Source organism: Leptolyngbya boryana PCC 6306 (assembly GCF_000353285.1).
In the GTDB taxonomy this organism is placed as follows: domain Bacteria; phylum Cyanobacteriota; class Cyanobacteriia; order Leptolyngbyales; family Leptolyngbyaceae; genus Leptolyngbya; species Leptolyngbya boryana.
This window is the reverse complement of the sequence record NZ_KB731324.1, coordinates 5,782,540-5,801,089: the sequence shown is the minus strand read 5'-3', so window position 1 is coordinate 5,801,089 and position 18,550 is coordinate 5,782,540. Positions and strand designations below refer to the sequence as shown.

Annotated in this window: 21 protein-coding genes; 10 read left to right on the top strand and 11 right to left on the bottom strand. The window is 47.8% G+C overall.

Features of this window, described 5'->3' with window-relative positions; genetic code table 11:
- Positions 1-10: 10 nt before the first annotated feature.
- From LEPBO_RS0128920 to LEPBO_RS0128905, 4 genes are read left to right on the top strand one after another with little or no spacing between them, the layout of a single operon-like run.
- Complete coding sequence (locus LEPBO_RS0128920; protein ID WP_017291088.1) at positions 11-400, top strand: DUF3291 domain-containing protein; 390 nt, start codon at positions 11-13, stop codon at positions 398-400.
- 7 nt (positions 401-407) lie between these two features.
- On the top strand, positions 408-1,568 hold the full coding sequence (gene devC / locus LEPBO_RS0128915) for an ABC transporter permease DevC (protein ID WP_017291087.1): 1,161 nt from the start codon (positions 408-410) through the stop codon (positions 1,566-1,568).
- A 2-nt stretch (positions 1,569-1,570) separates the two neighbouring features.
- Positions 1,571-2,242, top strand: a complete 672-nt coding sequence (locus tag LEPBO_RS0128910) for a DevA family ABC transporter ATP-binding protein (RefSeq protein ID WP_017291086.1) — start codon at positions 1,571-1,573, stop codon at positions 2,240-2,242.
- 10 nt (positions 2,243-2,252) lie between these two features.
- Positions 2,253-3,680 (top strand): carotenoid oxygenase family protein, encoded by a 1,428-nt coding sequence (locus LEPBO_RS0128905; protein ID WP_017291085.1) that lies wholly within the window; start codon positions 2,253-2,255, stop codon positions 3,678-3,680.
- Positions 3,681-3,729: 49 nt separating this feature from the next.
- Here LEPBO_RS0128905 and LEPBO_RS0128900 read toward each other — a convergent pair whose 3' ends face one another.
- Positions 3,730-4,278 carry a response regulator gene (locus tag LEPBO_RS0128900; RefSeq protein ID WP_017291084.1) on the bottom strand — a complete coding sequence of 183 codons (549 nt, stop codon included), beginning with the start codon at positions 4,276-4,278 and terminating at the stop codon, positions 3,730-3,732.
- 279 nt (positions 4,279-4,557) lie between these two features.
- On the opposite strand from LEPBO_RS0128900, the gene lipA reads away from it, so the two are divergent.
- Both lipA and LEPBO_RS0128890 read left to right on the top strand, forming a co-directional pair.
- Positions 4,558-5,484, top strand: a complete 927-nt coding sequence (gene lipA / locus LEPBO_RS0128895; RefSeq protein WP_017291083.1) for a lipoyl synthase — start codon at positions 4,558-4,560, stop codon at positions 5,482-5,484.
- On the top strand, positions 5,481-5,891 hold the full coding sequence (locus LEPBO_RS0128890) for a gamma-glutamylcyclotransferase family protein (RefSeq protein WP_017291082.1): 411 nt from the start codon (positions 5,481-5,483) through the stop codon (positions 5,889-5,891). The genes lipA and LEPBO_RS0128890 overlap by 4 nt, the downstream gene beginning before the upstream one ends.
- 39 nt (positions 5,892-5,930) lie before the next feature.
- Here LEPBO_RS0128890 and LEPBO_RS0128885 read toward each other — a convergent pair whose 3' ends face one another.
- The 3 genes from LEPBO_RS0128885 to LEPBO_RS43055 form a co-directional block, all read right to left on the bottom strand.
- Positions 5,931-6,452 (bottom strand): anti-sigma factor family protein, encoded by a 522-nt coding sequence (locus tag LEPBO_RS0128885; protein ID WP_017291081.1) that lies wholly within the window; start codon positions 6,450-6,452, stop codon positions 5,931-5,933.
- 170 nt (positions 6,453-6,622) lie between these two features.
- Positions 6,623-7,282 (bottom strand): sigma-70 family RNA polymerase sigma factor, encoded by a 660-nt coding sequence (locus LEPBO_RS0128880; protein ID WP_017291080.1) that lies wholly within the window; start codon positions 7,280-7,282, stop codon positions 6,623-6,625.
- Positions 7,283-7,434: 152 nt separating this feature from the next.
- The gene (locus LEPBO_RS43055; RefSeq protein ID WP_017291079.1) at positions 7,435-7,584 is read right to left on the bottom strand and encodes a hypothetical protein; all 150 of its coding nucleotides are present in this window, start codon (positions 7,582-7,584) and stop codon (positions 7,435-7,437) included.
- Between the two features lie 284 nt (positions 7,585-7,868).
- Here LEPBO_RS43055 and LEPBO_RS38580 point away from each other — a divergent pair, with 284 nt between their 5' ends.
- From LEPBO_RS38580 to LEPBO_RS0128855, 4 genes are all read left to right on the top strand, one after another.
- Positions 7,869-8,438, top strand: coding sequence for a L,D-transpeptidase (locus LEPBO_RS38580; RefSeq protein ID WP_017291078.1), 570 nt, complete (start codon positions 7,869-7,871; stop codon positions 8,436-8,438).
- 122 nt (positions 8,439-8,560) lie between these two features.
- Entirely contained in the window at positions 8,561-10,807 is a 2,247-nt protein-coding gene (gene recD2, locus LEPBO_RS0128865; RefSeq protein WP_017291077.1) for an SF1B family DNA helicase RecD2, read from the top strand.
- Positions 10,808-10,906: 99 nt separating this feature from the next.
- The gene (locus LEPBO_RS0128860) at positions 10,907-11,140 is read left to right on the top strand and encodes a photosystem II protein, Psb35-related (protein WP_017291076.1); all 234 of its coding nucleotides are present in this window, start codon (positions 10,907-10,909) and stop codon (positions 11,138-11,140) included.
- A 220-nt stretch (positions 11,141-11,360) separates the two neighbouring features.
- Positions 11,361-12,422, top strand: coding sequence for a RuBisCO accumulation factor 1 (locus tag LEPBO_RS0128855; RefSeq protein ID WP_017291075.1), 1,062 nt, complete (start codon positions 11,361-11,363; stop codon positions 12,420-12,422).
- Between the two features lie 97 nt (positions 12,423-12,519).
- Here the strand turns inward: LEPBO_RS0128855 and LEPBO_RS0128850 are convergent, their stop codons facing one another.
- The 7 genes from LEPBO_RS0128850 to LEPBO_RS0128820 form a co-directional block, all read right to left on the bottom strand.
- The gene (locus LEPBO_RS0128850) at positions 12,520-13,200 is read right to left on the bottom strand and encodes a potassium channel family protein (protein ID WP_017291074.1); all 681 of its coding nucleotides are present in this window, start codon (positions 13,198-13,200) and stop codon (positions 12,520-12,522) included.
- Between the two features lie 57 nt (positions 13,201-13,257).
- Entirely contained in the window at positions 13,258-13,464 is a 207-nt protein-coding gene (locus LEPBO_RS0128845) for a hypothetical protein (protein WP_017291073.1), read from the bottom strand.
- Between the two features lie 49 nt (positions 13,465-13,513).
- Positions 13,514-13,990, bottom strand: a complete 477-nt coding sequence (locus tag LEPBO_RS0128840; protein ID WP_017291072.1) for a GNAT family N-acetyltransferase — start codon at positions 13,988-13,990, stop codon at positions 13,514-13,516.
- A 46-nt stretch (positions 13,991-14,036) separates the two neighbouring features.
- A complete protein-coding gene (gene glmM / locus LEPBO_RS0128835; protein WP_017291071.1) occupies positions 14,037-15,473 on the bottom strand; it encodes a phosphoglucosamine mutase in 1,437 nt (478 codons plus the stop codon).
- A 93-nt stretch (positions 15,474-15,566) separates the two neighbouring features.
- On the bottom strand, positions 15,567-15,866 hold the full coding sequence (locus tag LEPBO_RS0128830; RefSeq protein ID WP_017291070.1) for a DUF7734 family protein: 300 nt from the start codon (positions 15,864-15,866) through the stop codon (positions 15,567-15,569).
- Between the two features lie 31 nt (positions 15,867-15,897).
- Positions 15,898-16,503, bottom strand: a complete 606-nt coding sequence (locus LEPBO_RS0128825) for a DUF3177 family protein (RefSeq protein WP_017291069.1) — start codon at positions 16,501-16,503, stop codon at positions 15,898-15,900.
- A gap of 59 nt (positions 16,504-16,562) precedes the next feature.
- Entirely contained in the window at positions 16,563-18,380 is a 1,818-nt protein-coding gene (locus tag LEPBO_RS0128820; protein ID WP_017291068.1) for an ATP-binding protein, read from the bottom strand.
- Between the last annotated feature and the right edge of the window lie 170 nt (positions 18,381-18,550).

Here is an 18,550-nt window from a genome sequence, read left to right as displayed (position 1 = left end):
GAGTAAAACAATGCCCTTGATTTCTGTCACGCGCTTACGAGTGCGCTCTGTTCGATTTCTTCCAGCATTTCTCTGGTATTCCTTCAAAAGCAACCAACAAGCAAAACAAGCTCAAGGCAACTTAGCTTCAACCATTCGAGCAGCGGGCAAAAATGTGTTTTGGACAAAGACGGTTTGGGAAGATGAAGCATCGATGCGATCGTTTATGAGATCGGGTTCTCATCGAGAAGTCATGCCAAAACTGCAAAATTGGTGTGATGAAGCTTCGGTCGTTCATTGGCAATCAGAAAGGGCAACCTCAACAACTTGGGAAGAGGCTGAAACGGCAATGTTTACGAGCGGTCGATTTAGCTCATTGACGCATCCCTCGATCGCGCACCAAAACCATCGATTTAATTGAGGCTTTTATGCTGAAACGCAGAATTCCGTTAGCTTGGAAGCAACTGACCAAAGAACGGGGACGAATGATTGTTGCGATCGCGGGAATTGCTTTTGCCGATGTCTTGATGTTCTTGCAAATGGGATTTCGCAGTGCGTTATTTGAAGGAGCCGTTCAGCTTCATCAGGTTTTGGATGGCGAGATTTTTCTAGTCAGCGATCGCTATAAAGCCGTAATTTCTCTCGATCGATTTACAGAACGGCGATTGTATCAAGCATTAGGCTATTCAGGAGTTGAATCAGTCACGCCCGTTTATCTCAGCCCAGTTCAGTGGAAGAATCCAGAAAATCAGCAGATTTGGAATCTTTATGCAATTGGCATTAATCCAGATGATCAAACAATTCTGTTACCAGAAGTGAAATCAAATACTGAATTGCTAAAACGCCCTGATACTGTACTGTTTGATGCAGGAGCGCGGCAAGAATTTGGGAGAATTCCGCAATTATTTCAAGCTTCGGGAAATGTGACGACTGAAGTTGAGCATCGACGAGTGGATGTCGTTGGATTGTTTAAGCTCGGAACTTCGTTTGGAATTAACGGGCACATGATTACGAGCGATTTGAACTTTTTGCGGATGTTTCGAGAGCGGCGGCAGAAAGGCTTGATTGATGTGGGAGTTGTGAAACTGCGATCGGATGCGAATTTGGATCAAGTGCTGCAAAATCTGCGATCGGGCTTGCCAAATGATGTCCGAATCATGTCAAAAGCGGAATTTATGGAGCAAGAAAAGAGTTTTTGGAACACGAGCACACCCGTTGGTTATGTGTTTGATTTGGGCGCAGTGATTGGTTTTATTGTGGGTGCAGTTGTGGTTTATCAGATTCTCTACAGTGATGTAACTGATCACTTACCGGAATATGCAACGCTGAAAGCAATTGGATTTCGAGATACTTATTTGCTTTCAGTTGTCTTCCAAGAAGCACTGATTCTGGCATTTATTGGATTTCTGCCTGGGTTTGCGATTTCTCTAGGCTTCTATCAGGTCACAAGACAAGCAACACTTTTACCCATGGTGATGACCATAGGACGAGCAACATTTGTGTTAATGCTAACTGCAATGATGTGTACAATCTCAGCCGCAATTTCGGTCAGAAAACTGCGATCGGCTGACCCCGCAGATATTTTCTAATCATGAACACCGCAATTTCCATTCAGAACCTCGATCATTACTACGGTCAAGGTCAACTCAAAAAACAAGTTCTGTCTGGCATCAATCTCAACATTCAAAGCGGCGAAATTGTAATCATGACAGGGCCTTCCGGCTCAGGTAAAACAACGCTTTTGAGCTTAATCGGATGTCTACGATCGACGCAATCCGGCACGCTCAATGTTCTCGGACAAAACCTCTCAAATGCCAGCAAACTTCAGCTTGTTCAAGCAAGACAGCAGTTAGGCTACATCTTTCAAGCACACAACCTTCTCGAATGTCTGACTGTACGAGAGAACGTCATGATGCCGCTAGAATTAAGCGAAACCCCTTATAAAACTGCTTCGACAATGGCAGAAGAAATTCTCACTGCGGTCGGATTAGAACATCGGATGGATTACTATCCCGCAGACTTATCGGGTGGACAAAAACAAAGAGTCGCGATCGCTCGTGCGCTAGTGAGTCATCCCAAAATTGTTCTTGCCGACGAACCGACTGCTGCACTCGATAAAAAATCCGGTCGAGATGTCGTTGAACTCATGCAAAAACTTGCCCAAGAACAAGGCTGCACGATTTTACTCGTCACTCACGACAATCGGATTTTAGATATCGCCGATCGAATTGTCGAACTCGAAGATGGCAAGCTACTAAACTAAGAAAAAAATTATGGTCACCGCTGTAAAATCACAACCTTGGACTCAATCTGTTCTTCATACTGCCAAAGGCTTTTCAGCCACGGCTCTGCCAATTTTATCTGGCAAAATTCCCGAAGGCTTGAGAGGCTCACTCTACCGCAACGGTCCCGGTCGCCTAGAACGCGGCAATACGCGAGTTGGACATTGGTTTGATGGCGATGGCGCAATCTTAGCCGTGCATTTCAAAGAGGCGGGCGCAACGGGGGTTTATCGCTATGTGGAAACGCCAGAATTTCTCAATGAGGAACGGGCGGGGCGATTGATGTACAGCGGTTATGGCATGTTGCCACCCGGAGGATTGATCAATCGCTTTACGAAAGGCTTGAAAAATGCGGCAAATACCTCAGTGTTGGCATTGAGCGATCGCTTACTCGCTCTCTGGGAAGGCGCACATCCGTACACGCTCAATCTAGAAACCTTAGAGACTGGAGAACCTGACCCTTTAGGAAGCTTACCGGAGTCAATTCCTTTTTCTGCTCATCCAAAACGTGACCCCAAAACCGGAGATATCTACAATTTCGGTGTGACCGTTGGGAAAGACCCGGTTCTGAATTTGTATTGTGTCGATGCAAATGGCAAACTCAAGCAGCGAAATAGCTACACCCTAGACGGCTTTCCGCTCATCCACGATTTTGTGATGGCAGGTCAGTATTTACTCTTTTTTGTTTCGCCTGTACGGTTGAATCCGTTTTTGCTGTTAGCAAGAATTAAGAGTTTTAGCGAGTCGTTCGACTGGAAGCCAGAACTCGGAACTCAAGTGTTGGTCTTCGATCGAGAAACGCTACAACTGGTGAGCAAAGGCGAAACTGATCCTTGGTATCAATGGCATTTTGGCAATGCTTGTGTGGATGAGGATGGCAATGCGATCGTTGATATCATCCGCCTCCCCGACTTCAATACTAATGAATACCTCAGACAGGTTGCCACGGGCGAGACGCATACCTCCGCAAAATCGACCCTGTGGCAAGTTCGAGTCAATCCGAAAACGGGGAAAGTATTCGAGCAGCAGGAACTCGTCGATCGACACTTAGAATTTCCGGTGGTAAACCCAGTCGATGTGGGACAAGACTGGCGCTATACCTATTTAGCAATGCATCGTAAAGGCAGCGATTCGACGAAAGATTTCTTTGGCGCGATCGGGAGATTCGATCGGAAAACTGAAACGCTGATCGAAGCTGACTGTGGGGAGAATCGCTATCCAATGGAACCGATTTACGCACCTGATGCGATCGATGCCAATCAAGGTTGGATTATTACCGTTGTTTACGATGCGCGTACAGATAGTAGTGAAGTTTGGGTGTTCGATAGTGAGCATTTAGATGATCAGCCCGTATGTCGATTAGCATTGCCGGAAGTCATCCCTCTCGGATTTCATGGGACATGGAAACCTGCTCAATAAAAAACGCTACGGAGGTGAGAACTTCCGTAGCGCCCTATATTCATCAAAATTACTTCAACTTCTGCTTCACAAACGCTAAAAGCTGACCCATTTGCTTCTTCATTCCATCAATTTCAGCCTGCATCTTCACGATCTTCTGATTCAGGGCTGCAATTTCAGCTGCGTCTGCGCCACTTGTGGTCTCAGCAACCGGAGCAACTGGTGCAACCGGAGCCGGGCGACGCTTCGCTTTTGCCATTGCCGTTTTAATGGCATCAATTAGACCCTTCTGGTCAAATGGCTTCTGCACAAACTCAAAATACTCAAACGGCTCTTGCAGCTTTTCCTCAACCTCTTCCTTACGTCCCGACATCAGTACTAAAGGAATCGTTTGTAGTTCAGGCTGGCTCTGAATTTGCTGGTACACTTCCCAACCGCTCATCCGCGGCAGCAGGAAATCTAACATAATCAGAGTTGGACGCTCCTGACGAATCAGGGTAATCCCTTGCACTCCGTCTTTTGCTTCCAAAACCTCAAAATTGCCTTTCGGCAACATGTCACGCACCATGTTCCGAATCACGGCGCTATCATCGATAACAATAACTTTGTGACTAGCCACAACTGAACTCCTCTACGGGTGATCTGGGAAACAACATCGGTCAGGATGGTCGGGAAAACGATGCGACCCGTGAATACTGCACCCCTGACCGAGAAACTCAGCAGTAGAAATGATAGCCGCGATCGTGCTAAATGATACTGACTTTTCGTGAAGGAACACTACAGCGTCGAGCCGATGAGTTTCTCACTTTATAATTGACATAGGCAACAAAACTTTATCTTCTAAGCTGTTGGCTTTTGCCAAGTTTTTATTCATCTGACCCCTAGCATTCCCCCGTTTATGTCTTCCCAAACGAATCCTTCGACAATTTCTGAACGTCGTGCCTTGGTTGCTGCGATGCCAGACTGGTTACGCCGCTCGATCGGGAATGCCAGTGATATTTCAACTGTGCAGCAGATTATTAAACAGCGCCAAATTCACACGATTTGTGAGGAAGGACGCTGTCCAAATCGGGGAGAATGCTATGCCCAGAAGACGGCGACGTTTCTGTTGATGGGGCCAACTTGTACGCGATCGTGTGCGTTCTGTCAGGTGGATAAAGGGCACGCGCCCATGCCGCTGGATGCCGAAGAGCCTCAGAAAGTGGCGGAATCGGTTCAGTTACTCGGCTTGAGATACGTCGTGCTAACTTCGGTGGCACGAGATGACATCCCGGATCAAGGAGCAGGTTGGTTTGCAGCAACGATGCAGCAAATTCGCAAATTGAATCCGGAGACTCAGATTGAAGTGCTGACCCCTGATTTTTGGGGCGGAAAACAAGAAGGGTTTTCCGCAGAAGAATTGCAGCGTCAGCGAATTGAGACGATCGTGAAAGCGCAACCCGCTTGCTATAACCACAATATTGAAACCGTCAAGCGGTTACAGGCTCCCGTGCGCCGAGGTGCGAAATACGATCGCACGCTTCGAGTTTTAGAAATCGTCAAAGAACTCGATTCGGCGATTCCCACCAAATCAGGCTTGATGTTAGGACACGGTGAAACTGAAGAAGAAGTGATTGAGACACTTCAGGATTTGAGAGCCGTCAAGTGCGATCGCGTAACGATCGGTCAATATATGCGTCCTTCTTTAGACCATTTGCCCGTTCAGAAATATTGGCATCCGGATGAGTTCGAGCGTTTGGGCAAGATTGCCAAAGACATGGGATTTTCTCATGTGCGATCGGCTCCCCTCGTCCGCAGTTCGTATCATGCAGGCGAAGAGGAATGATTCGGGTCTTTGTGTACGGCACGCTCAAACCGGGTGAAAGTCAGTATGTGCTCTGTGCTGATCGCGTTATTTCCAGCCAGAGCGCGATCGCTCACGCCTCTCTCTATCATTTACAGCTAGGTTATCCGGCAATTGTTCCTGGAAATGGAAGGACTTACGGTTATCTGTTAACTTTCCAGAATGCTGAGATATTAGAAATCCTAGATGACTACGAACAACATGATCCAACCGAGATCGAGCCGTTTGGATCAGGGAACGATTATCAGCGCCAGGAAATTGAAGTTTTCGATCTTAACCAAATCTCACTAGGGAAAGCTTGGGCGTATGTGATGATGCAAGAGCAAGTCGATCGCTTAAAGGGCGTTCTGACTCCCAGCGGAATTTGGCAGAAAAATCGCCCGCAGTGAAATAACCACGGGCGATTGAAATCTTCAGCAAACCTGAGATTAGTTGCGTTGACGTGAAGGCGGTTGAGAATTTGCCATCTTAATTGACACAACTGGGCGATCGAGCGCCACCATCATGTCAGAGTCAGAGGGCTGCTGCTGAGCTTCAAGAGTCGGTTGAGTTTTGGGTTGAACTTGTGCCATTTGGGGCTGACGAACACTAAAGAGCGTCACGGCACCCATAAAGGCAGCAGCAATGGCAGCCCCTCCCCAGACCAAGCGGAGTTTTGGACGGCGATCGACTTTTGCCATGACTTGTTCAACTGTTTGCTCAACAGATTGAACGGGAGCGGGGGCAGGAATCGAGCGAAATGCCTGACGAAGTTTGAGCAAGCGAGCGTGAAGCTGTTGGATCGAAGCATCGGTTGCTAACCATTCTTCGACCTGTTTGCGCTCACTGGCTGTCACTTCTCCGTCGAGATAGGCACTGAGTAACTCGAAGCGATCGCGGGCTTGTGCGTTTAACTGTGAATTGAGCGGAGATTGCATATCGTTATTCAGCGAATCAAAATTGGAGTTCATCGAGAGTCACTTCACTTATGAATGCCCAGAGATCAAACGATTTTCAGTGTACTTAACCACTCCTCGTAATCACTCACTCCTCAGAATATTAAAGCTCTTGCGGAGATACATCTGAGAGCATATTAACAAAGCCAATCTGAAGTCTTAGCAATATCACGGAGAATTTAAAATTATTGTCCATCAAGGTACTGTTGAAGTTGCGATTGGAGGCGATGGCGCGCTCTCGCAATCCGCGATTTCACAGTTCCGAGTGACACTCCAGTGAGTTCAGCAATTTCTTCATATGCCATGCCCTCAATCTCACGTAACACGATCGTGGTACGGAAGACTTCGGGGAGGTCAGCGATCGCTTCGTTGAGCTGATCGTAGAATTCCCGAGTGGTGAGATCTTCATCAGGTCCGGGTGTTGCTGCGGCGATTTCCCAATCTACCTCTCCATCATCCACGGATAAAGGTGCATCCAAAGACAGGGGTGCGGTATTGCGTTTGCGTTTGCGAAGCTCGTCGTAAAACAAATTGGTCGCAATCCGACTCAACCAACCTCGGAACTTGACAGGTTCATTCAGTCGGGTGATGTTGCGATAGACCCGAATCCAGACTTCTTGAGCCAGATCGGCACGATCTTGCCAATCCGGTGCTAAATGATAGAGAACTTTATCGACATGAGACTGATACCGCCGCATGAGTTCCGCAAACACGGCTTTCTCCGGGCGATGTCCGGTCTGACATTGCAACACTAAATCGTAATTGGAGAGTTTTTCTGCTTGCACTGGACTCTGATGAACCTTTGGCTCGATCGATGACCAGGATACAGGAAGGGACTGACTCATGGGCGGATGACGGTATTTTCTACGTTCCACCTTTGATGACCCCAACGGGTTTGAGAAAGTTCCTCACAGTTGCCTAGTTTTTGATCGAGTGATCCTATCCAGGATAGATCGGAGATGTTCTCGTTGGAGAACTCTGGCAACAGAAATACGCTTTAGGGTAGAGTTTCGAGCTGTAAACGAGCGATGTGGTCGGCGATCGCTTCAGTTTGGGTAGTATTTCGGACGCGAATTGGACTAGACCAATCATACAGACAGAGAATTGCGCTTGTGACGGCGATCGCTAGAAATAGCTTTTCTTTCATGACTCACTCCTCACTCCTCACTCAGACCGAAACGAACAGGTTGCCAGCATTGTAAATTTGGGATCACCCTTTGGATCAAGATTTACTCAATCTTTTATCTAACCTAGGTAAGATTGCGGCAGATTCGCCAATTTTCCGGGTTAGGTCAAAGGATTCCCGTATGAATTACGTTACGATCGCGACAATGGTATCCGTGTAAAAGAAAAATCTGCTTGCGTCTTAAGATTCACAATCGAGCAGATGAGTTCCGGGCAGAATGAAAAAAGTAGCAGTTTGAGAAGGAAATGGCGGCAAAGATTCAGGAGTCTCCTCTTTCTAAAGCGTTCATGATGATCTGCGTTGTCCCAGGAATCGCGATCGCGCTTTTCCAGGTGCGTCGGTTGCCTGCGTTGCCAAAATTTGACCTGCCGAATTTTCAGGCGATGGTTGCTCCCAAAGCTTCTCCTGCTCCGTCGCCTGTGATTGAGACAAAATTAGTGGTCGATTTAAGCGATCGCAAGGTGCGACTGTTTGAGAAAAAGAAATTGAAGGCAACTTATCCGATCGCAATTGGGCAAGAAGGATGGGAAACGCCCATTGGATCGTTTAAAGTGTCTCAAATGGTTGAGAATCCAACTTGGCAACATCCGATTACGGGTGAGCATATCCCGGCAGGTGACCAGGACAATCCCTTGGGCAAACGGTGGATTGGCTTTACTTCGCAGGGAAAACTTTTGATTGGATTTCATGGAACAAAGGATTACTCGTTGCTAGGGCAAGCCGTTTCTCATGGATGTTTGAGAATGAGAAATGCGGATGTAGTGGCGCTGTATCAGGCAGTGAGGATTGGGACACCTGTTGAGGTGAAGAAGTAATTAGGTTTGGCGAGTTGTACCTTCCACTTCTTCGACTTGACTCAAGACTCAACAGTAGAATAAGCCAAAGATGCGTTTCGATGCGTTTTGTGGATTGAGCGAAGTTGCAGCCCAAAGCCAACATGATGAACATTGAGGAACTCGAAGGCAGCATTGAATCGATCGTATTTACCTCGGCTAAAACTGGATTTACGGTTGCTCGGTTGCAGACGGTTGCCGAAGTTGTAACAATTGTCGGCAATTTTGCCAGCCTCAATTTAGGACAGTCCCTAATTCTCAGTGGAACTTGGCGCACTCATTCTCGGTACGGGTTGCAATTTCAGGTTGAAAATTATCGCGAAGCACTACCGAATACGATCGCGAGTCTCGAAGCTTATTTAAGTAGTGGTGCAATTCGGGGCATCGGCTCAGCGATGGCGAAACGAATTGTCGATCGCTTTGGGTTAGAGACTCTGACCATTCTCGAATCTGACATCGATCGACTGATTGAAGTCAAAGGCATCGCTCAATCGAAAATTGCGATAATTCAGTCCTCTTGGCTGGAGCAGAAACAGACTCATAGCATCATGATGTTTCTACAGACTTACGGCATTGGTCGAAGTCAAGCGGTGAAAGTCTTTAAGCGCTATGGAGAAGACGCGATCGAGATTGTTTCGCAAAATCCTTACCAGCTTGCGGCAGATATTCGAGGCATTGGATTTCACTCAGCCGATGGGATCGCGACTCAACTGGGAATCAAACCGGATTCTGAAGCTCGTTATCGCAGTGCAATTTTGCACACTTTACGAGAAGCTGGACGAGATGGACATTGTTTTTTGCCGCAATCTACTCTGGTAGAGCGAACCGCTCGATTGCTGGCTCGTCCAGATTATGCAGCGCAAACTGAACAAATCGAGGATCAAATTGTCTATCTGGTTGCGACTCAAGAACTGGTTGTCGAAGAAAGTCGTCGGTATCCGGGACGGTTGGGGTACTACTTGCCTGCGTTTTATTACGCGGAAATGTCGATCGCGACTCGGCTGAAATTATTGCTTCTTGAGCCATTAGAAATTGATCATCATTTTGTCGAAACTTGGATGCAGCAGTACTGCGAGTCTTCAGATCTGCTGCTTTCTCAAGAACAAAGGCAAGCCGTGATTTTAGCCGCAACGCAGCGAGTGGTAATTTTGACGGGCGGGCCAGGGGTTGGAAAATCGCATACAACTCGCGCGATCGTTGAACTCTGGGAAGCAATGGGCAAACAAGTTGCTTTAGCTTCTCCAACTGGGCGAGCCGCGCGCAGACTTTCGGAATTAACGCAAAGAGACGCGTCTACTCTGCATCGGCTCTTGGAATATGACCGCGGTAGTGGATACTTTCAGCGCGATCACACTCGACCGCTCAAAGCAGACTGCATTGTTGTGGATGAGTTTTCCATGACCGATGTGTTTCTTGCGAACGCATTGATCAAAGCGGTTTCGCTGCAATCCCAACTCTTGATCGTTGGCGATGTTGATCAGTTGCCGAGTGTTGGAGCGGGTGCAGTGTTGCGAGATTTAATTGAGTCTGAACAAGTGCCTGTAATCCGGTTAACTCAAGTTTGGCGGCAAGCTCAAAGCTCGGCGATTATCTGTCATGCTCACGCGCTGAATCGAGGTGAAGTGCCAGAGATTGAACGCTTTTCAACGACTCCTCGATCGGATTGCTTATGGATGCCCTCACATTCTCCTCAACATGGCATTCAATGTATTCAGCAATTGATTACTGAAACGATTCCTCGGCTTGGATTTAACGCATTTAATGATGTGCAGATTCTTTGTCCGATGATCAAAGGAGACATTGGCACGAAAGCGATTAATGCCGTTGTACAAGCGTTGCTCAATCCACCGCAGGCTGATGGCTTCGAGGTTCAGGCTGAGGAGCGCAAATTTAGAATCGGCGATCGCGTAATTCAACTGGAAAATGATTACGATCGCGAAGTCATGAACGGCGAATTAGGCATTATTGAAACCTACGATGCTCAGAGACAAATTTTAGGTGTTCAGTTTGAGGAACATTGGGTCGAATATCAGCGCACAGAATGGGATCAGATGACTCTGGCGTACAGCATTACCGGACATAAGGCGCAAGGGTCTGAATTTCCAGTCACGATCGTGCCTTTATTCATGCAAAACACCGTAATGCTCAGCCGTCCTTGGCTTTACACAACGCTGACCCGTGCGAAACAGTTAGCGATCTTAGTCGGACAACCTCAAGCTTTACGGCAGGCAATTTCACAATGTCGAGACAAGCGCCGATATACCTTGCTCAGCCAGCGGTTACAAGAAGAGCAAATTGTCCCCTCTTTCTCATCTAATCCTCAAAATTCTCATCAAAATTCTCATAATTGACCGAGTTCGGTTATCACACCTGACGAGTAGATTGCCTTTTCTGAATAATCTCTGTTACATTAGTTTACATAAAGAAACAGAACTTCACAGGAGGTTGCGATGGTAATCTTGATTAGCCTATTTGTTGTCGGTTGGGTCGCAGTTGCTCTATTGGGTTCGATGACTTATTTCTTGGGTGAGCAATCGAAGCCGATTCATGAGCGCAACTGGCGATCGGTTTCTTTTGAAAAGCTGGCACGCTCTTTGACTGGAAATGAAATCGATTACTCTACACGTGTTCCCGCTTTTGTCGTAGCTGATGCCTACGCCAGTGCAAGGTTGCCCGAAGCATAGTGAATAGTTTGGTTGATGAAGACGAGGGTTTAGTTGCGAAACTAGACCCTCGTTTTTTAGTGAATTGATTTGGCGAACCCAGAAAGCTTTTGCAAGTCTTGTAGCTAGGTTGACTTTAGGCAATTTATTCGGTGAAAGGACTGCCTCTGATGATGGGTCGCGTTTCAGAATCAACTATCATCTAGAATTAGTCCAATCCAGATCCGACAAAGAACCTGCTATGACCGAGACACCTCAAGACCTCCCAAATGCTGACGAACTCCTGCTCTCACTCCGCCGCAAACAGGGATCTTGGGTCGAGTGGGGACATACTTGTCAAACCTTGCAGAAAGCAGGATATACGCCACAAGCGATCTTTGAAGCCTCTGGATTCGAGCCAATTCAGCAAAACCAGATCATTGTTGCTGCACAAGTCTATGACACCATGCTGAAAGTCGGAGTTTCGGATGCGGTCAAAAACCATTTTGGACAAAGAGCTAGCGATATTCTGTACGAATTGCGAGTTCTCAAGCAGGAAGAACGTGCCGCTGCCGCTGAATTAGTCTTTGCAAAGAACTTAGACACGGACGAAGTGCACGAAGTTGTACGATCGCTCAAAGAATTTTCTCGTCTTAGCAAAATCCCAGAAAACTTTACGGCTCATCCAGGCGATGTTGTTGCGTTCTATGCTTGGAAGACAGCGAAAGAAAAATCCGATTTCCAAGAGCGATCGCGCTACATTGCCAGAGGTCTAAAATTCGCGCACACCGAAACAGCTCGAAAAACGATCGAAGCACTCTTAACCGATTTCACTGTTACCCCCAAGCGTCCTGCCCCTCGCCTTCCGCTCTATCGCGTTGACAGTGATGAGCAACTGCCGCGCATTTTACCCGTTGCAGGCAAACTGCCGCTCAAAGTTGCTGATCTTCATGCTGTCCCGATGTTAGAAGAAACGGGAATCTTTGCGATCGTGCAATTTTCCGGCATCGGCGCAGTGATGACGGTTCCGGGTTGGCAAGTGATCCGCAGTGCAGAAGATCCAGTCGCGATTTTAGGACAAAGCGATCGCTTACCTGTTCCATTAGAAGGTGATGCGGAAGAAGTGATCATTGTCATCGATCGAGCGCAACGAGACTGGGACGCAGACAGTTACTTTGCGATCGCTGAAGGAGAACAATTAGAACTGCAATGGTTTGAAGAAGAACCGACGATCAACTTATTAGGGCGAGTCATTCTCGTCATGCGCCCCAAGAAAGTCCTAGACGAAGCTTATACAACCGAGCTTTGGCAGTTAGATGAGTAGAACTGCCTTTTGCAGGTTTGAACCGTGAAAAAAAATCCCCTTACCTTGTTCGATCGGGGAAGGGGGAAATGCACTAAACTCTACCTTCTCAAAACTTCTACTCAGCGCACTTTTGCATGAAATCAATGACCTCGTGCATAAATCCGGGTTTAGTAACCATTAAAACGGTCGAACCCGGCTCCAAAATCGTGCTGCCATTCGGAATCGCCAGATCCATATGTGCATGAGGCTGATAGCCAATGATCAATGATCCCTTTGGAAATCGAGAATCTTGTGCAACTTCAGCCACACTGCGTCCGACTACATTACAATTCGCAGGAATTGCCAGCTTAAAGACTTCAATCTGACCTTGCTCGAAGTGCATCATCGATTCTACTTCGGGGTATTCGATGACATTCACCATCGTCGAAACCGCAAGCTCGATCGCATTGACCACATGCGTTGCTCCGGCAAGGCGATAAGGCTCAGCAAAATCCTTGTGCCGCATTCTCACCAAAATATTTGGCACACCATAATGCTTTGCCAAAGTCGCCATTGCCAGATTTAAAGCATCACTTCTCAGAACTGCTGCGATCGCATCTGCCTTGCGAATGCCCGCTTCGAGCAAAACTTCTGTGCTCACCGCACTGCCTTCAAAAGCAATCACTCCCAACTGCTCACGAGCATATCGACAAGCCGCAGGATTCACATCAATCACTGCAACCGTGTGCCCTAGATCGATCAGACGTTGAGCCAAACTCACCCCAATCAGACCTGCGCCCCCGATTAACACGTACATAAACTTCTCTCCTGCAAGCTCCGCTTATAGCTTAGAGCAAGGTGAAAGAATTGGCAGCTAATCGAGCTTCAACGAATTGACGGGAACTTCGTCCCAAGAATTGACTTCTCGCATCCGAGCAACCCAACCGTCTGCTTTTTGATCTGCGGTGAGGTTCTCTTCAAAGGATTGATGGCATTCATTTGCTTGCGTTTCATCGCAGCAGGCAATGCAGGCATACATCAGTCCAGATGGATCAACTTGTTCATTTACCCAAATTGTCATGGTCGTATCCTCTAGAATCCTACAGAAAATTTTGACATATTTATTTCGGTTAGAAAGCTGACATTTGTAACAAAGCCTCGCCTGTAACGCGACAAATTCGCCAGTCTGGAAGCACTGTTGCACCCATCCGTTCATAGAACCCGATCGCACTCTCATTCCAGTCCAGAACGCTCCATTCTAAGCGCCCACAGTCTTGCTCTAAGGCAATTTGAGCCAACTGAGTCAGGAGTGCTTTTCCAATCCCTTGACCCCGATATTCTGGTAAAACAAACAGGTCTTCCAGATAGATTCCTGGCTTTGTAAGGAAAGTTGAATAGTTATAAAAATATAATGCAAACCCGATCGCTTGTTCATGGACGGTTGCCACGATCGCTTCAATCACAGGCTTTTCGCCGAAGAGATGTGTGTGAAGCTGCTCGATCGAGCCTGTAACCTGATGCGAGAGTTTTTCGTACTCTGCTAATGCCTGAATCAGCGAGAAAATTGCTGGAACATCAGCCGGGAGTGCAGCACGAATTTGAAACATAAGTACAGTCAGGGTGAGAAACAACAGCACTCACCCTACCGCATCTTTAGGTCAGATGTTGCTGAACAGTCGCAACTAAGCGCTCTGTCCAATGTTCTACCAGATCAGAACTTTCCGCCTCAACCATGACTCGGATTACTGGCTCTGTTCCGGATGCACGGACTAAGATGCGTCCACGATCGCCCATTGCCGCTTCAGCTTCAGAAATTGCGTCTTGAACGGCTGCGTTGTGATGCCAGTTCAAGCGCTGAGTCCGATCTTCGACCCGCACATTGCGAAGCAGTTGAGGATAGGTCTTGAAACTGCGATCGACTAATTCTGCCAAGTTTCCACCCGATCGCTGAATCAAGCTTGCTAAGTGCAACGCCGTTAACAATCCGTCTCCACTGACGCTGTGTTGTGGACACAAAATATGTCCAGACTGTTCACCGCCCAAAGCAGCCCCATGCTTGATCATGTCGGCATGAACATACTGATCGCCAACCGAAGCTCGGATTAACTGACCGCCTAACTTTTCCCAAGCCCGCTCAAAGCCAAGATTCGACATCACCGTTGCAACGATTGTTGCACCTGGAAGCTGTCCTGCTGCTAAAAGGTGCTTGCCCCAAAGGTAGAGAATGTAGTCTCCATCGACTGTCCGACCTTGGCTATCGACCGCTAAGACGCGATCTGCATCTCCATCAAACGCAAATCCAACATCGGCTCCCTGCTCTTTCACCGCAGCTTTCAGCAAATTCAAATGCGTCGAACCACAATTGACATTAATGCGATCGCCATCGGGCTGACCATGCAACACAGTCACATCTGCACCCAAAGACCGGAAAACATCTGCAGCAGAGCGAGTTGCAGCACCCCATGCCAAATCTAAAACAACTTTCAATCCAGCAAAGGGTTCAGCCGATTCAGCCATCAACGGTTGCTGAATTGCTTGAATATATTGCTCAATCAATTCCGAGCGATGGAAATGCTGTCCCCATTGCGAGGAAATGGACGCAATTTTTCTTTCTCCTCGCAGACAAGCTTCAATTTGCTTTTGAAGTTCTGACGCGAGTTTCGAGCCATCTGAATTAAAAAACTTGATGCCATTATCTTCAGGCGGGTTGTGACTAGCAGAAATCATCACGCCGCCGATCGCCTCACTGTAGTGCGTTAAATGCGCTACTACTGGAGTCGGACACAATCCTAAATCCCACACTTCTAAGCCTGCTGCGGTCAATCCTGCAGAAAGTGCCATTGCCAGCATATTGCTTGAATTGCGCGAATCTTGACCAATGACGATCGGGGCGCGATTTCCGGAGCCTAAAACCTGTCCAGCCCAATATCCGATCTGCATCGCCAAGGGAGCCGTCAGCAAGTCTCCAGCCTTTCCTCGAATCCCATCCGTTCCAAACAAAGCAGACTCTGGCAAAGGTAACGCTTCCCAGTGTTGGGAACGGGAAGAAAAGCGGCTGAGCGATTCAGCCTTTGATGGCAATGACACCATAGATAAATCACATCCTCACACAAAATAACTGTGGTTAAACCGTTGCACCCTTGCAGTCTATCTCACACTGAGGCGTATCTCTAGGTATTTAGACTACACCCCAGCTGCATCTAACAGCCGTTGGAACTCCAGCCAACTCAATCCCTGCTCGACAAATCGTGGATGATTGGGATTATAAGGACTCTCCAAGCGATCGACAGATTGCACGATCGCATCATCCGGCAGCACAGGCATATCCGGATCGAATGAGGTTGGATTCATCAGCGAACTGGAGAATCCCTTAAAAATCGCAATTTGATCAGGCTGTCCTTCTGCCTCGATCGACACCAATAAGACTTCATTGGGGCACTTAATGGTGTACTGCTCTAAACGCTGTCCAATTGAATGACTCATGGGAAAACTGATGAAGAGATAAACACAAGGACTAATTTTCCATCGCAGAGCGTTTCCGCTTCCCGAGACGGAAAAAGACGAAGTAGCCTAAATAGAGAACGTAGATGACCAGTCCGACAATGCCAAAAAATCCCAGAACAAAGGGTCTGACTCCAGAGTGAAGATATTCTCTAAACAAGAACGGTGGATCTAGCCAAACTCGGCAAGCTGCATCTCCTAAAATCTGCTGACTCGCCAAGGTTGCACAGCGTAAGACTGGGATTTGTCCAATCACCCCGATCGCACAATAGACTGAAACTGCCCAGCGCCAAGACACCAGCGCCAATTTCAGCGAACTCGACGGCGAATCGCGAATTTCTTCATTCAAATCTGCCCAATACCAAAGCCCGATCGGAATCAGAATTCTCGCAAGCCAACCAGAGAAAAACCCGATCGGCAATACACCAATCAGTAAATAGAGGGTAATCGCCAACAAGCTAGAAACGCGCCAATAAATCAAGAGCAATCTTTGTAGGGCTTCAACCTGTTGTACGGTCGCCCAAATCAGGAGAGCGAGTGGCAAGATGACAGTGAACAAGACTGCCAAACGGTAATCTGCCCAAACGATTGAAGATAACCAGGCGGGAACGTCTTGCATAACTCAAAAATATAAACGGGTAGCTCAGCCTAACCAGTATATAAAGGAAACCTAGAATTTCAGCGTTTTTGGCTGTACCTTGCAACAGTTTGCGCTAAAGCATTGAGATCAATCGGCTTTGAGACGTAATCAACAGCTCCGGCTTCGAGACATTTTTCACGATCGCCTTTCATTGCCATTGCGGTTTGGACGATCACCGGAATGGAGCGATAGCGTTTTCTCGATCGTAACTGCTGGGTCAGCGTTAAACCATTCACTTCAGGTAGATGAATGTCCATCAAAATCACGGCAGGAATCGATTGCTTGAGAGATTGCCACATTTCTTTACTATCTTTTGACCAGGTGACTTCATAGCCGAGTTTGCATAGATAAGTGATGATCAAGCGGGCGTTGTGGGCGTTGTCTTCGACGAGGAGGATGTGGTTGGAGCGGGTGGGGTTAAGGGGAGTGGGGGAGTGGGGGAGTGGAGGAGTGGGGAGATGGGGAGTGGGGGAGAGGCAGAGTTGGTTGGGGGGGGAGGTGGGATCGGTATTGATGGGCATGGTGAGTGGGAGCGCGATCGTGAAGCGAGAACCAACGCCGAGTTCTGAGTCGAGGCGTACCCATCCACCGTGTAGTTCGGCAAGTTTTTGGGTGAGTGTTAGACCTAAACCTGTGCCTTCACCGGGGGTCGCGTTTTTCAGTTGGGTGTAGGGGCGGAAGAGGAGTTGCTGTTGTTCGGGCGAGATGCCTGTGCCTGTATCCCAGACGATGAAGTGCATGAAATCATCGATCGCTTTAACTTCTAAGCCGACCGACCCACGCTCGGTAAATTTCAGGGCATTGGAGAGCAAGTTGAATAGCATTTGCTTCAGCCGGAGTGGATCGGCTGCAATGGTTGTGATTTCGGGTGCGACGACGAGTTTGAGGGGTAGCCCTTTATCGTTTGCTTTTTCCTGGACGAGTTTGAGTGCAAGTTTGCAGACTTCGATGACGTCGATCGTTTCTTGCTGGAGAGTAAGCTGATTGGCTTCGATTTTGGACAGATCGAGAATGTCATTAATCAGAGCGAGAAGATGCTGACCACTGCTGAGAATGATTTTTAGGTATTCCTGGTGGCGTAAGTTAGAGGGATTGTAGCCTTGCTCTCTGAGCAGGTGAGTGAAACCGAGAATTGAACTGAGGGGAGTACGGATCTCGTGGCTGGTGTTGGCGAGAAATTCGCTTTTGAGTTTGCTAATTTGGCTGAGTTCTTGGTTTTGTGCTTTTAGGGCTTGGCATTGCTCGATTAATGCTTCGGTCTTTTTGCCGTGGCGAATCACTTGCACCGTTTGGGAAATCGCGCGACTGACGCATTGATCGCGCAGTTGAATCAATATCGGATCGATCGCTGTTGAAGAAATCGGAGAAGAAACGGTTACGAGCCAGCCGTAAGTCGTTTTGCGATCGCACAATTCCCAAGCGTTTTGCCATTCTAATTGCCGGAGGTTCTGTAGAGCAGCGAGTTCAAAGGTGCGACCGAGTTCGAGTTCGATCGCATGACGGGCGATGCAAATCGAAGGGCTAAGTTGCACCATTGATCCGGCTAAATGCTGAATCTCAAATTGGTCAGCTTGATCAGCTTGGTCAGCTTCCATCGGCAGGGCAATTGCTACGATTTCACCCGATAAGGCGTGACCGAGTTCGTCCGCGAGCATTTGCCAGAGTTTCGCTTCCGTCGGCTCCGAATTTAAACTGTCTTGGAGACGAGCATTTAAATGATTTAAGAAGCGCTCAATCCAAAGTTCGGCTGCAAGTTGATTGGTCGCGCAGGAATCAGATTGCGTGAAAACTTGGCGCAGTGAGGCGCTGATCGCATTGCCTCGAATCGTTTGATGTAGATGCAGTTGCGTAGTCATGCCGCAGTCTCAATCATTGAACGGGTGAAGGTCTGAAACGGCAATCTGATAACTCTGGGGGTGAGATGAGATTGTGAATTAGGTTCACCAACTATCGTACCGAGATCTACGGATGACTTAGAACGGGCAGGGTGGGCACTTAACTAAAGCCTTAAGATTGGGTACGGAAG